We start from the raw sequence: 13,327 nt of genomic DNA on the forward strand, positions 1-13,327 counted from the left end.
TTATTTTTAGATGGTTTACTAAAACTATGCTAACACCTTACATATTTCCGTTTGAAACCAAGACGGCCTCTATCAATATCCATTTGAATATTTTTGGAAGCGTTCAGGATACTGCCTTTTTTCTTGCCTCGCCTGAGTTCGACCGGGCCTACTGCTTTTGCGGTTTCAACCGCCTTTTCATGAAGCGGCAAATATGAAATCGCGACTGTGTAGATAAAGTTATTCATAGCCGATTTTGTTCGATCCGGAGAATCGTGAATCGCCTGTTCCACCTGATCAAGCATACCGGCAATTTTGGTCACATTAAATTCATCGTCCGGTCGATTACCTAAAAGCCAGCAGTAACAGCTCCAGCCTGCCGACATTTTAAGCTCTTCACCGCTTGAGATCCATTTATCAGCAACAGCCTGTGCAAAATCGGTTTCTGCCAAAGTTACTGCAACAACATAATCAGATAGCATATAGAAATACGCCTCATCGATCCACCGCTCAAAATCCGCTTCAGTCATTGTGATTGGGTCAGCAATAATGCCGGCAAAATACATGGCATCGTAGTTCCCGGTAGCGTAAAGCTGCTGCGCCAAAGGTTGATTTTTCTTGATTTTCTTTGCAAGCGGCTTCATTTTGCCTGTAGCCACACCAAAAAGCGGATCGTGTGCACCATTCGTTATGTATCTTTTTTTCATATTTTCCGTACCCAGCGCTTCAAGTTCCTTCATAACCGTTTCAAAATCCATGCTTTCACTTCCCTCTGTAAATTAAATTCATTTCTTTGATTCCATTATCATGCTCTTTCGCTTCATCTAATCAATACAAATCAACTTTATTTGTTTTTTGCTCTCCATAAACGGTACATCATAATCCTCATCTTTTTTAGCGGCTGTTTTGTTTCTAAGTCTGATAAAAACTAAATTTCCCCTGCATATCATTTATATTTATTATGTGAAACATTTTAACAAGCAGAAAGGGGTTGTTTTTGACCGCTTTTCCTCTTAGACAAACAGAGAATATATGAAATCGTCAGCGGAAAGCCGATTTTCTCTTACCAAATCCCGGATACCCGGTGTTGAGCGCAGTCTGCGATGCCGTGAGAATGCGAATGACTGATTCAATGTTATTGCACCACTTTTCTATGAGTTATTTACAAATCATAAATATTACGATTTGTATTTTGAATTATAGACAATCACATCTATAATTTCAATGTTAGCAGACTCCTATTCTTAACACTGCCTGGTTAACCCCTGCGATATTCGTAAGGAGAAGAAAATTCCAGACGTTGACGTTTTCCAAAGAATGCCCTACAATGAGATCGTAACTTTAACTTTTCAGGAGGATTATTAAAAAATGACACACTCAATGAGACTTCGTTTCCCAACTTTGAACCAGTAATTAAATACGTTCAAAGGCTCTGTTTGTGTATGCAGAGTAAACGGGATCAGTCTGTCCTTTTTTAATAATCTTCAATTTGCATATAAAATTTGTAATTTGTAGAAAGGCGGATCGTTCTGCCTTTCTTTTTTGTTTAATCCTTTTTTTCTAACGGCTGAGAAAGGCTTATTTGGTTATGGAAATACCGCGGCTTCATCCTTAAAGGATGGCTCTTCCCTTTACTCTGAATCACAGGCAGACCGCCTGTGATTTTTTATGATGAGAGGAAGAGGAAACATGAAGAAAAAAAATCATAAGTACAGAGGAAAAAAGTTAAACCGCGGGGAATATCCGAATTTTTCCGGACAGCATTTGATGCATAATAAAAAATTAATTGAAGAAATTGTGGATCGGGCAAATATTAGCATAGACGATACGGTTTTAGAGTTAGGAGCGGGAAAAGGGGCTTTGACAACTGTGCTAAGTCAAAAAGCCGGTAAGGTATTGGCAGTGGAAAACGATTCTAAATTCGTTGATATACTCACACGTAAAACGGCACAACATTCAAATACGAAAATTATTCATCAAGATATCATGAAGATTCATTTACCAAAAGAAAAGTTTGTGGTGGTCTCTAATATTCCCTATGCCATCACAACCCCCATCATGAAAATGCTTTTGAACAATCCTGCAAGCGGATTTCAAAAAGGGATCATCGTAATGGAAAAAGGGGCTGCTAAACGTTTCACATCAAAATTGATTAAAAATTCCTATGTTTTAGCTTGGAGAATGTGGTTTGATATTGGCATTGTCAGAGAAATATCGAAAGAGCATTTTTCTCCCCCTCCAAAAGTGGACTCGGCAATGGTCAGAATAACACGAAAAAAAGAAGCGCCTCTATCACATAAACATTACATTGCGTTTCGGGGGCTTGCCGAATATGCGCTAAAGGAGCCGCAAGCCCCTTTCTGTGTTGCTTTACGCGGAATTTTTACCCCGCGTCAAATGAAACACTTAAGAAAAAGTCTAAAAATCAACAATGAAAAAACCGTTGGAACGCTCACCGAAAACCAATGGGCGGTTATTTTTTACACGATGACTCAGTATGTAATGCATCACAAATGGCCAAGAGCAAATAAGCGAAAACCCGGAGAAATATAAAGAAAAAAGCTGCTGACTTCCCGTCAGCAGCTTTAGCTATTTCTGGAGGGATTCAGATGTCCCTGTCAACATTCCTTTTGTCCGCTTACAGCTTTCCAGTTAAAAACTGCGCCTCGCCGAGGCCGAAACTCCAATCGGCATCTCCATTTTCTGTGATGGACACCATGACATCTTCAGGTGAAATGCCGCATTCCGCTTCAAGCTTTTCAGCAAGTAAAGCGTACAATTTCTCTTTTTGGCTTTCTGTTCTTGTTTTACTGGTGATGCTGATCACAACCAGATCCTTTGATCTATTCAATCCCAAGCCTGTATCTTGGATAATAAGCTCATTCGCCGGATGCTGATGGACAATTTGATAGCGGTCTTTCTCCGGAACGCTAAACGCTTCTACCATCGCATCGTGTGCGGTATCTAATAATTTTTTTAATGCTTGTTCATCACGGCCTTCTATTAGATCGAAACGTAATAATGGCATTTGTTTATCCCCTTTTTGATCATTTTAAATTTCGTTAGCAAAATAACAAGAAATGATGTCTGTTAACTTGATAAAAACATAACACATAACCAAAATATATTCAACAATTGATAATCTTTTCATCTGCTTTATCAGTATCGAAGATATAAGGTCTGTATTATTAAAAATTAGTTGACACCTGTTCTTTAGGAGATGAGTATGTACATAATAGTTCATCAAAACATGACAATAATATGATCAGAAAACGCTTTTTTTGTCTTCCAGTCAAATGAAATCGAATGCGGTTAAGGCGGAAATTACGAAGACCGCCTCCTTCTTTATCAACACTCTACTTATTTCTAAAAAAAAAGGACAAGCTTTCTCAACACGAATATGATGAAAATAATAAAAACAAATAAAGGGATAAACCCAACCAAGCTAAAACTTGTAAGCATAATAAGCTCCTTTCTTCATATATCCATTTAGTCCCTGCTCCAGTTTACGTTATCCACATTTTAAAAATATAATATAGATGTAAATGATATATTAAAAACAGATTTGTATACAAAAAAATCACCATCCAAGATTACGGATGGCGATTTTCTATTATTCAAGATTGGCATGATTTCCATACATGTTATGAGTATTCAGCCCTTTCATTTCCATGATTCGCAATATGATAGCGTCATAATACAATAAAAGAGTCTGTTCAAAAAGCGAGCCCATCGGTTGTATCGTCTGTTTATTGCCTGTCGTTTGATCTTTTGGGGAGCCGGGCAGCTGCAGTATCAGGTCAGATATTTCAGCTATCGGCGAATCTGGAGAGATCGTAACTGTCGCTACAGTGCCTCCGATATCTTTTGCCTTTTCCGCCATATGAAGCAAACTTTCTGTTTTCCCTGATCCCGTGCCCACGATAAGCAAGTCTTTTTCGGTAAATACCGGTGTTACGGTTTCCCCTGTTACAAACGCATTGATCCCCATGTGCATTAATCGCATAGCAAATGATTTCCCCATTAAACCGGAGCGGCCTGCACCGGAAACAAACACTTTTTCAGAAGACAAGATAGTGGATATTAAGTCTTCTATACCTTCCGCTTGATTTTGAGACGTTGCATGATCAAGCTCTGCGATGATCGCTTTTACATAATCATAAGTCTTCATGTTTATTGGATCATCTGCTTCATTTTTGCGGCTGCCGCAGCTTTATCGTCTTGATTTGCAATACCGCCCCCGACAATAACCAAATCAGGTTTTAATTTAACGACTTCGGGCAGTGTGTCTAATTTAATTCCGCCTGCAATAGCCGTTTTAGCGTTTTTCACAACATTTTTAATCGTCATTAAGTCTTCAAATGAATTTTGGCCAATGGCTTGAAGGTCATAACCGGTATGGACACAAATATAATCGACACCAAGCTCATCCAATTCCTTAGCACGCGATTTGATGTCTTTAATCCCAATCATATCCACCAGGATTTTGTTCCCTTGCGCTTTCGCCTCTTCTACAGCGCCTTTAATAGACATGTCTTCAGCAGCCCCTAAAATGGTGATGATGTCGGCTCCTGCTTCTGATGCTTTCATCACTTCATACCCCGCCGCATCCATAATCTTAAGGTCTGCCAGCACTTTCAAATTCGGGAAAGCGGCTTTCATCTCTTTCACTGCACGGAGTCCTTCATTTATCACAACCGGCGTACCGATTTCTACAATATCAATGTATTCTTCTACTTCTTTTACTACTTCGATGGCTTCCGGTATATTGACTAAATCTAATGCTAACTGTAATTCCACTTACAATCACTCCTGTTTGAATTAAGAATTCCGCGGATTATTCTTTTCATATTTTGTTACATCAAGAGTATAACAAGGGGAAAATTCCATTAATAGTACGCACTTTTTTTTTACATACTATACTTTTCCTCATATGGTATAGAAAAAGATACTGTCTCCAAAACAGTATCTTAAAGTCAATCATTCTATTCATCATCTTTTGAAAAGTTCGTTTCTATATAATTTTTACCCCATTCATACATCGCCTCTAATATAGGCATTAAACTTTCTCCTTGTTTTGTTAGGGAATATTCAACTTTTGGGGGAACAACCGGATATACTTCCCTATGTACAATATGATCCTCTTCTAATTCACGCAGCTGATTCACCAGCATTCTTTGCGTAATGCCGGGCATCAAAGCTTTTAATTCTCCGAACCTTTTCGTACCTTCTTTTCCTAAAAACCACAAAATCAGCATTTTCCACTTTCCGCCGATAATGTTGAGCGTCAGCTCCTTCTCACAATTAAATGTTTTATTTTCCATTCGTGACATATGAATTCTCTCCTTATGAAATGACTAAACAATGAACATCTATCACATCATTGTAAAAGAACTTTGTTTAACTAATCAATCACCGCGTTTTTGCAGATTCCATTATTCACCATATCATCATGCGGATTTGCCCATCATGACATTGTCAATCTTCTTATCCATTCGGGTGAAGGAAACATGACAAGTGTCATGTTTGAAGCATGATGTGTGCTACTACAAAGACATCTCTCTGTGCCGTAAACTTAACTTAAGACCCATTTATGAGAGGATAACTTTACTATGACTGAACAAACCACCACACACAAACAAAAACAGTTAACAAAACAGGTTGCTGCATTTGCCCAGCCTGATACCAAAAACAGTCTGATTCAGCTCTTCAATACGTTTATTCCTTTCTTCGGACTGTGGTTTCTTGCCTATCTCAGCCTCGATGTCTCCTATCTCCTTACTTTAGGAATAACGGCGATTGCCGCAGGGTTTTTGACGAGAATTTTCATTATTTTTCACGACTGCTGCCATCTATCCTTTTTCAAACAAAAGCGCCATAACCATATTCTCGGCTTTTTGACAGGCGTTCTGACTTTATTTCCTTATCTTCAATGGCAGCACAGCCATTCGATTCATCATGCGACAAGCAGCAACCTGGATAAACGCGGAACAGGCGATATCTGGCTGCTGACGGTAAACGAATATAAAGCCGCACCTCTACGCACAAAAATCGCATACAGACTTTACAGAAATCCGTTTATCATGTTTATTCTCGGACCGATTTATGTCTTTCTGATCACAAACCGCTTTAACAAAAAAGGTGCAAGACGAAAGGAACGTGTGAACACATATCTTACCAACCTTGCAATCGCGGCATTGGCTGCTGTCTGCTGCCTGATCTTTGGCTGGCAATCGTTCTTGCTCGTACAGGGTCCGATCTTTCTGATCTCAGGTTCGATCGGCGTCTGGCTGTTTTATGTTCAGCATACATTTGAAGATTCTTATTTTGAAGCGGATGAAAACTGGAGCTACGTTCAGGCGGCTGTGGAAGGAAGTTCATTTTATAAACTACCGAAACTGCTTCAATGGCTTACAGGCAATATCGGGTACCACCACGTTCACCATCTGAGCCCAAAGGTGCCTAACTATAAACTTGAAATCGCACATGAGCAGCACGAACCACTAAAAAACGTCCCGACCATCACTTTAAAAACAAGCCTGCAATCACTCGCGTTCCGGCTTTGGGATGAAGAAAAAAAGCAGTTTGTAACCTTTCGGGACATGAAACAAACATCTTCCCCTCTTCCGCAGGATTCAACGGAAAAACAGAAGCTGCGAAAGAACGCCTGACGATGAGGAGGTCTTCTTATATCAACAAGAAGGCTTCCTTATTTATTGTCGGATGATGCAATCCGGCTCAGGCAATGGTAAAGTTACTCTAAAGATGAAAAGCTGAAAACGAGGTTATATCATGTTCAAAAAGCACTTTGCATTTCAAAAACTTAACGGGATCTCGCCGTATATATGGACGATATTTTTCATCCTGCCCTTCTACTTTATCATGCAATCATCATCTACCCTTGTCATCGTCGTCGGCATCATTTTGACACTTTTATTTTTTGCGGTATACAGATTTGCGTTTGTTTCAAAAGGCTGGGACATTTATTTGTGGGCGTTTATATTAATCGGCATTTCAACCGCCTCGATTATGCTGTTCAGCTATATTTATTTTGCTTTTTTTATCGCGTATTTTATAGGGAACATAAAAAAACGAGCCCCTTTTCACATTTTATATTACGTTCATTTAATAAGCGCAGCCGTCGCTGCCAACTTCAGTCTCGTGTTAAAAAAGGAATTTTTCCTGACACAAATTCCTTTTGTGGTCATCACCCTCATCAGCGCGATTTTATTGCCGTTCAGTATTAGAAGCCGCAAGGAGCGCGAACGCCTCGAAGAAAAACTCGAGTATGCTAATGAACGGATTGCCAATTTGGTAAAATTAGAAGAACGGCAGCGGATTGCCCGCGACCTCCACGATACACTTGGACAAAAGCTGTCTCTGATCGGTTTAAAAAGCGACTTGGCGAGAAAATTAATTTACAAAGATCCCGATCAAGCCGCGCGTGAACTGAAAAGCGTTCAGCAAACTGCGAGAACTTCTTTAAATGAAGTCAGAAAAATTGTATCCTCCATGAAAGGCATTCGGCTCAAGGATGAAATGATTAACATCAAACAAATTCTCGAAGCAGCCGACATTGCGTTCATCTATGAAGAAGAAAAATTGCCGGAAAATATCTCATTGCTTAATGAAAACATATTGAGCATGTGCTTAAAGGAAGCTGTCACTAATGTCGTCAAGCACAGTCAGGCTAAAACCTGCCGCATTGACATCCAGCAGCTCTGGAAGGAAGTTGTCATTACAGTGACTGACGATGGAACGTTTCAAGGTGAAGAGAAGTACTTTTCAAAAGGACACGGCTTGCTTGGCATGAGAGAACGGCTTGAATTTGCAAACGGAAGCCTTCACATTGATACAAAAAACGGCACCAAGCTTACCATGTCAATTCCTAATAACTCAAAATAAACAAAAAAGGATGGCTTGCATGATTAGTATATTTATTGCGGAAGATCAACAGATGCTCTTGGGCGCTTTAGGATCACTACTGAATTTAGAAGATGATATGGAAGTCGTCGGCAAAGGCACAACCGGACAGGATGCCGTTGATTTCACAAAAAAACATCGGCCTGATGTATGCATTATGGACATTGAAATGCCGGGAAAGACGGGACTTGAAGCTGCTGAGGAACTAAAGGATACAGGCTGCAACATTATTATCTTAACCACTTTTGCCCGCCCCGGTTACTTTCAGCGGGCCATTAAAGCAGGTGTTAAAGGCTATTTGTTAAAGGACAGCCCAAGCGAAGAGCTTGCGAGCGCCATCCGCAGCGTCATGAAAGGAAAGCGGATCTATGCGCCTGAATTGATGGAAGACATGTACAGTGAGGCCAATCCCCTCACAGATAGAGAAAAAGAAGTGCTCGAACTTGTGGCTGACGGAAAAAACACAAAAGAAATCGCCCAAGAACTCAGCATCAAAAGCGGAACCGTGCGAAATTATATCTCAATGATTCTTGAAAAGCTTGAGGTCAAAAATCGGATCGAAGCCATTACCCGTTCAAAGGAAAAAGGCTGGTTTAAATAAAAAGAGAATCTTGGCATATCTCCAAGATCCCCTCGACGAATCAGCCGCTCCCACGGCGGAAACGTTCCTTTTCTACACGAACATCTTCTTCACAAGCTCGCGGTTGCGCTCTTTGAAAACCTCATTATGTGACGACACCATCGCACTCTTGTGTGCTTCGGGATCGATAAAGCGCTTGGCGCTGTTGACCGCGTTTGCCGCATCCTGAAACGCTCCGGCGATCAAGTGCAGCTTGCCTTCATAATGCACAATATCCCCTGCCGCATACAGTCCGGGCACGGAAGACTGGCAGTTGGCGGTACCTTTAATATAATAGTCATCAACCCTGGTAATATGAAGCCGGCTGTTCTCCAGCAGTGAGGTGTCGCGTTCATAGCCGTGGTTGATAACCACTTCGTCGACAGGCAGCTCCATCACCTCACCGGTTTGAGCGTTCGTGAGCTCGACCCGTTCGATCACCTCATGATCTTCCGAAGCGATCAGCTTGGTAATCTGTGTATGGAAGAAGCAGCTCACCGAGCTGTTCAGCAGCTGATCCACCTGGGCCTCATGCCCGCTGAGCGCATCTTTGCGGTAAGCGAGGTAGACCTTTTTCGCTACAGGTTCGAGCTCGTTGGCCCAATCGACAGCCGAATTGCCGCCGCCTGATACTATGACCGTTTTATCTTTAAAATGCTGCAGCGATTTGACCGTATAATTCAGATTGGACACTTCAAAGCGCTCTGCTCCTTCAATCTGAAGCTTTTGCGGATTGAGGATGCCGCCGCCCACGGCAACGATGACCGTCTTGGACAGATGCACCCCTGAGGCAGCCGTATGTAACTCAAACAACCCTTCTTCATTGCGGGCAATCGATTCAACTTTCTCATTCAGCAGCACTTCAGGATGAAATGTTAGCCCCTGCTGCACGATCTGTTCTATCAGCCTGGCTCCGGAAATCGGCGTTAGCCCCCCGACATCCCAGATCATTTTTTCAGGATATACGTGAACCTTTCCGCCCAGCATCGGCTGATATTCGATAATCTTCGTTTTCATTCCCCGCAGTCCGCTGTAAAAGGCGGAATATAAACCGGCCGGACCTCCGCCGATCACGGTCACATCAAACACTTCATTTCTGCTCATCGCTCTTCACTCCCGGTATATGTCATGAGTTTACACCCTTAATCGTAAATGATTATCATTATCATTAAGTGTACTTTGATTGCTTCGTTTTTACAATCCATTTTAATAAAAAGTTCATTCTTCGCCACTTCATTTTCGCCTCTCCCTCTTTGCGCTCGTTCTTCACGGGATGCCGCCGCTTCCCCATTCCGCAGCATGTAAGCAGTTCCTATATCTTACATTGACAAGGGTATGCTTCCTGCATAGAATGAAAATGATTATCAACTTCATTTAGGAGGAAACAAAGCATGATAAGCGGAAGGATTAGTTCGAAAATTAAAATTACTTTTGTATTAATGCTCGCCTTTTCTATTTTATTGGCCGGATGTACAACCTCAGGAAATTCAACAGAGAAAACGCATGAAAACATGGTCACAATGGCTTGGCCTAGAGATATTGGCGAGATGAATCCGCATGTGTATAATCCTTCCCAATTATTTGCCCAGTCGATGGTATATGAACCTTTGGTTACCTATGAAGCGGGAGGAAAGCTTAAACCGCATTTAGCCGAATCTTGGGATATATCAAATGACGGTAAAGTATATACGTTTCATTTGCGTAAGAATGTAAAATTTTCAGATGGGACAACGTTTAATGCAAAAATTGTGAAGAAGAATTTTGATTCCATTTTAAAACATACTGAATTACACAGCTGGTTAGGGTTTCTTTCAAAAATAGCCCAAACAGAAGTGATTGATGATCATACATTTAAATTGACATTAACTGAACCATATTACCCGACCATTCAGGAACTAGCCGTAGTACGGCCGGTCCGGTTTTTGGGAGAAGCCGGCTTCCCTAAGGACGGCGATACATCAAAGGGTGTCGCAAAACCGGTAGGTACGGGCCCGTGGGTATTGGAAGAGCATAAAGCTGATGAATATGCGGTTTTTAAACGCAATGAACATTATTGGGGTGAAAAGCCAAAAGTCGAGAAAATCAAGGTGAAAGTCATCCCGGACGCCGAAACAAGGGTGCTTGCATTTGAAAAAGGTGAGCTTGACCTCATTTACGGCGAAGGCGTTATCAGTTTGGATGCATTCAAGCAGCTGCAAGCGACAGGCCAATATGAAACAAGCCTTTCTGAACCTGTGGCGACGAGACAGCTTGTCATGAATACGAAAAAAGAACAGCTCTCTGATGAGCGCGTGCGTCAAGCCCTCCACTATGGTTTTGACAAAGAAGCCTTGGTGAAAGGCATCACCTCCGGGTTAGAAGAAAAAGCAGATCATATTTTGCCGACAGACTTCCCATACACGTCTGATATTGATGTAAAGCAAATCAACTATGATCCAGAGAAAGCAAAAGCGCTATTAGATGCAGCAGGCTGGAAGCTTCCGAATGGCAAGACGGTGCGCGAGAAAGACGGAAAGCCTCTTGAATTTAGTTTAATGTATGATTCAGCGGAATCCATTCAAAAAACAATGGCCGAAACGCTGCAGGCAGAATGGGCGGCGATCGGGGTAAAGCTGAATCTTGAAGGTGTAGAATTGGCAACCCAAGTCAAACGGTTTAAAGCGAATGAGTTTGATATGAACTTCTTTAGCAACTATGGTGCGCCTTATGACCCGCACACATTTTTAAACATTGTCTCCTCCAAAGGATTCGGATTTAATGAAGCGATTTCAGCCTATCCAAACAAGGACGAGCTGATCAAGCAGATGGCAAAGGTACCTCAAACGACTGATGAAAAAGAGCGGCAGGAGCTTTACTCATCTATTTTAAAATCCCTTCAAGACCAGGGAGCCATCGTTCCTGTTTCTTATATTAAAAAGACGGCGATATATCAAAAGAATATCAGCAACTTTACGTTCCCTGCCAATCGTGACGAACATCCACTTACAGGGATTCGCATCAAGCAGCAACACTAGGAGGCTTTTATGGGCAACTATATATTGAAACGAATCATGTCTATTATTCCAGTGTTTCTTTTAGCTGCACTTCTCACAACTGGAATGATTCATCTCTCACCGGTTGACCCAGCTGAAGCATACTTAGCTGCAGCACATATCCAGCCAACCGATGAAATTTTAGCGCAAAAAAGACATGAGTTTGGCTTGGATCAGCCATTCTTCATTCAATATGTAAACTCTGTATTGAAGATATGCCAACTTGATTTTGGCATATCTTATGTTTCGAATCAGCCGGTTTGGGATGAAGTTGCACACCGAATGCCGGCGACGATCGAGCTCGCGCTTGGGAGTTTATTGATTGCGGTGCTTGTCAGTGTGCCGCTAGGCTTCTTAGCGGGAATTAAAAGAAACGGTGCAGTTGATCATATCAGCCGCTTCATTTCCTTTTTCGGAGCATCCATCCCGACTTTTTGGTTAGGGTATATGCTGGTTTTTTTCTTTTCTGTTCAGTTAGACCTTTTGCCGGTAGAGGGAATCGGGACATGGCAGCATCTTGTACTGCCGTCGATGACTTTGGCGCTTCCTTTAATCGCGATGTATACAAGGCTGCTCCGTGCAAGTGTCATCGAAAACCTGCAAGAACCCTATGTGCAATTTGCTCGCATAAGAGGAATGACGAGGATGAACATTATGGCCAAACATGTATTGCGAATGGCCATTTCTCCGATGATTACGGGGCTGGGAATGAACCTTGGCAAGCTGCTCACCGGCACAATCATTGTTGAAGTCGTTTTTTCTTGGCCGGGCTTTGGCCGTTATTTTATTGAGGCCATTTTCAATCGGGACATCCCTGTCATTCAATGCTATGTGTTCTTAGCCGCCGCCTTTTTTATATTGAGCAACTTAATTGTTGACCTTATTCAAATGTATATTGACCCGCGCATTTCAAGGAAAGAAGGACAGCATCGATGATAAGTATACGCAAGATTTTCAAAGGCCCAAAAGTGATCACAATCTGCACCATCATATTAACCGTCCTTTTTATCATCGCTGTATTCGCCCCTTGGATTGCGCCGCATCACCCTGCTGATGTCCATTTGGTCTATAAGCTGCAGCCTCCATCCTGGACGTTTCCTTTAGGAACTGATCATCTGGGAAGATGCAACTTATCCCGCCTTTTGTACGGCGCCCGGATTTCTCTTGGATTCGCGATGCTCATTTTCATTTCCTCACTCGTTATCGGCCTCATAATCGGGACGATCTCAGGGTATAAAGGCGGCTGGATTGATCAGCTGTTAATGAGATGCTGCGATGGTGTGATGGCCTTTCCGAACTTAATTTTAGTTCTTGGCCTCGTGGGCATATTCGGTCCTGGACTTCCTCAAGTCATTGTGGCCCTCATGCTTGTGCAATGGGTCTATTATGCAAGAATTTTTAGAGGAATGGTGCTTAGTCTGAAAGAGGAGAATTTTATTGCGGCGGCAAAAATCAATGGATCTTCCCAATGGAAAATTATTAAACAGCATATTATCCCTAATGTCCTCCCTCCCCTCGTCGTCATCGGCACGTTGGAAATGGGCTGGGCCATTATGGATATCTCCGCCATGTCTTTTCTCGGATTAGGCGTCCAGCCCCCGGCAGCTGAATGGGGAGCGATGATTCATGAAGGTAAATCGTATATTCGGACGAACCCCGAGTTAATGATTTATCCAGGGCTGATGATCATGGTTGTCGTTGTGACGTTCAATTTATTGGGCGAAGCCTTATCAGATCAATACGGCGTCAAACGTCGATGATAAAAAGGAATGAG

Annotated in this window: 15 protein-coding genes; 8 read left to right on the top strand and 7 right to left on the bottom strand. The window is 42.0% G+C overall.

All coding sequences use genetic code 11. The annotated features are described in order from the left end of the window. Positions 1-29: 29 nt before the first annotated feature. Together M1D67_RS14670 and M1D67_RS14675 are read right to left on the bottom strand one after the other, a co-directional pair. Positions 30-737, bottom strand: coding sequence for a DNA alkylation repair protein (locus M1D67_RS14670; protein WP_457982296.1), 708 nt, complete (start codon positions 735-737; stop codon positions 30-32). Between the two features lie 255 nt (positions 738-992). After that, on the bottom strand, positions 993-1,112 hold the full coding sequence (locus tag M1D67_RS14675) for a hypothetical protein (protein WP_315897772.1): 120 nt from the start codon (positions 1,110-1,112) through the stop codon (positions 993-995). Positions 1,113-1,347: 235 nt separating this feature from the next. Between M1D67_RS14675 and M1D67_RS14680 the strand changes: the two genes are divergently transcribed. Beyond that, the gene (locus M1D67_RS14680; RefSeq protein ID WP_105980607.1) at positions 1,348-1,392 is read left to right on the top strand and encodes an erythromycin resistance leader peptide; all 45 of its coding nucleotides are present in this window, start codon (positions 1,348-1,350) and stop codon (positions 1,390-1,392) included. Positions 1,393-1,668: 276 nt separating this feature from the next. Next, positions 1,669-2,532, top strand: coding sequence for a 23S ribosomal RNA methyltransferase Erm (gene erm, locus M1D67_RS14685; RefSeq protein ID WP_479831359.1), 864 nt, complete (start codon positions 1,669-1,671; stop codon positions 2,530-2,532). 85 nt (positions 2,533-2,617) lie between these two features. Here the strand turns inward: erm and M1D67_RS14690 are convergent, their stop codons facing one another. The 4 genes from M1D67_RS14690 to M1D67_RS14705 all read right to left on the bottom strand — a co-directional run bounded on the left by M1D67_RS14690 (position 2,618) and on the right by M1D67_RS14705 (position 5,312). Then, on the bottom strand, positions 2,618-3,007 hold the full coding sequence (locus M1D67_RS14690) for a tautomerase family protein (protein WP_411202591.1): 390 nt from the start codon (positions 3,005-3,007) through the stop codon (positions 2,618-2,620). Positions 3,008-3,592: 585 nt separating this feature from the next. Then, a complete protein-coding gene (gene hxlB / locus M1D67_RS14695; RefSeq protein WP_023855326.1) occupies positions 3,593-4,150 on the bottom strand; it encodes a 6-phospho-3-hexuloisomerase in 558 nt (185 codons plus the stop codon). 2 nt (positions 4,151-4,152) lie between these two features. Further along, positions 4,153-4,779, bottom strand: coding sequence for a 3-hexulose-6-phosphate synthase (hxlA, locus tag M1D67_RS14700; RefSeq protein ID WP_003183787.1), 627 nt, complete (start codon positions 4,777-4,779; stop codon positions 4,153-4,155). Between the two features lie 185 nt (positions 4,780-4,964). Continuing rightward, positions 4,965-5,312, bottom strand: coding sequence for a winged helix-turn-helix transcriptional regulator (locus M1D67_RS14705; RefSeq protein WP_003183789.1), 348 nt, complete (start codon positions 5,310-5,312; stop codon positions 4,965-4,967). 279 nt (positions 5,313-5,591) lie between these two features. Here M1D67_RS14705 and desA point away from each other — a divergent pair, with 279 nt between their 5' ends. The 3 genes from desA (at position 5,592) to desR (ending at position 8,503) form a co-directional block, all read left to right on the top strand. Next, the gene (gene desA / locus M1D67_RS14710) at positions 5,592-6,650 is read left to right on the top strand and encodes a Delta(5) desaturase DesA (protein ID WP_035338410.1); all 1,059 of its coding nucleotides are present in this window, start codon (positions 5,592-5,594) and stop codon (positions 6,648-6,650) included. A gap of 121 nt (positions 6,651-6,771) precedes the next feature. Continuing rightward, on the top strand, positions 6,772-7,884 hold the full coding sequence (gene desK, locus M1D67_RS14715; protein ID WP_020452332.1) for a two-component sensor histidine kinase DesK: 1,113 nt from the start codon (positions 6,772-6,774) through the stop codon (positions 7,882-7,884). Between the two features lie 19 nt (positions 7,885-7,903). Further along, complete coding sequence (desR, locus tag M1D67_RS14720; protein ID WP_043926574.1) at positions 7,904-8,503, top strand: two-component system response regulator DesR; 600 nt, start codon at positions 7,904-7,906, stop codon at positions 8,501-8,503. Positions 8,504-8,575: 72 nt separating this feature from the next. On the opposite strand, the gene M1D67_RS14725 is transcribed toward desR, so the two are convergent. Further along, positions 8,576-9,625, bottom strand: a complete 1,050-nt coding sequence (locus M1D67_RS14725; protein ID WP_020452334.1) for an NAD(P)/FAD-dependent oxidoreductase — start codon at positions 9,623-9,625, stop codon at positions 8,576-8,578. A 287-nt stretch (positions 9,626-9,912) separates the two neighbouring features. Between M1D67_RS14725 and nikA the strand changes: the two genes are divergently transcribed. From nikA to nikC, 3 genes are read left to right on the top strand one after another with little or no spacing between them, the layout of a single operon-like run. After that, positions 9,913-11,535 (top strand): nickel ABC transporter substrate-binding protein, encoded by a 1,623-nt coding sequence (gene nikA, locus M1D67_RS14730; protein ID WP_318601729.1) that lies wholly within the window; start codon positions 9,913-9,915, stop codon positions 11,533-11,535. A 9-nt stretch (positions 11,536-11,544) separates the two neighbouring features. Beyond that, positions 11,545-12,489, top strand: coding sequence for a nickel ABC transporter permease subunit NikB (nikB, locus tag M1D67_RS14735; RefSeq protein WP_020452336.1), 945 nt, complete (start codon positions 11,545-11,547; stop codon positions 12,487-12,489). Further along, entirely contained in the window at positions 12,486-13,313 is an 828-nt protein-coding gene (gene nikC, locus M1D67_RS14740; RefSeq protein WP_479831360.1) for a nickel ABC transporter permease subunit NikC, read from the top strand. Before nikB ends, nikC begins: the two co-directional genes overlap by 4 nt. Positions 13,314-13,327: the final 14 nt, after the last annotated feature.

It is taken from the genome of Bacillus sp. PK6-025, from assembly GCF_056530265.1.

Excerpts from the sequence above, each read along its gene's own strand:
- M1D67_RS14670 (WP_457982296.1), bottom strand. The coding sequence starts at position 737 with ATGGATTTTGAAACGGTTATGAAGGAACTTGAAGCGCTGGGTACGGAA.
- erm (WP_479831359.1), top strand. The coding sequence starts at position 1,669 with ATGAAGAAAAAAAATCATAAGTACAGAGGAAAAAAGTTAAACCGCGGG.
- M1D67_RS14690 (WP_411202591.1), bottom strand. The coding sequence starts at position 3,007 with ATGCCATTATTACGTTTCGATCTAATAGAAGGCCGTGATGAACAAGCA.
- hxlB (WP_023855326.1), bottom strand. The coding sequence starts at position 4,150 with ATGAAGACTTATGATTATGTAAAAGCGATCATCGCAGAGCTTGATCAT.
- M1D67_RS14705 (WP_003183789.1), bottom strand. The coding sequence starts at position 5,312 with ATGTCACGAATGGAAAATAAAACATTTAATTGTGAGAAGGAGCTGACG.
- desA (WP_035338410.1), top strand. The coding sequence starts at position 5,592 with ATGACTGAACAAACCACCACACACAAACAAAAACAGTTAACAAAACAG.
- desK (WP_020452332.1), top strand. The coding sequence starts at position 6,772 with ATGTTCAAAAAGCACTTTGCATTTCAAAAACTTAACGGGATCTCGCCG.
- desR (WP_043926574.1), top strand. The coding sequence starts at position 7,904 with ATGATTAGTATATTTATTGCGGAAGATCAACAGATGCTCTTGGGCGCT.
- M1D67_RS14725 (WP_020452334.1), bottom strand. The coding sequence starts at position 9,625 with ATGAGCAGAAATGAAGTGTTTGATGTGACCGTGATCGGCGGAGGTCCG.
- nikA (WP_318601729.1), top strand. The coding sequence starts at position 9,913 with ATGATAAGCGGAAGGATTAGTTCGAAAATTAAAATTACTTTTGTATTA.
- nikB (WP_020452336.1), top strand. The coding sequence starts at position 11,545 with ATGGGCAACTATATATTGAAACGAATCATGTCTATTATTCCAGTGTTT.
- nikC (WP_479831360.1), top strand. The coding sequence starts at position 12,486 with ATGATAAGTATACGCAAGATTTTCAAAGGCCCAAAAGTGATCACAATC.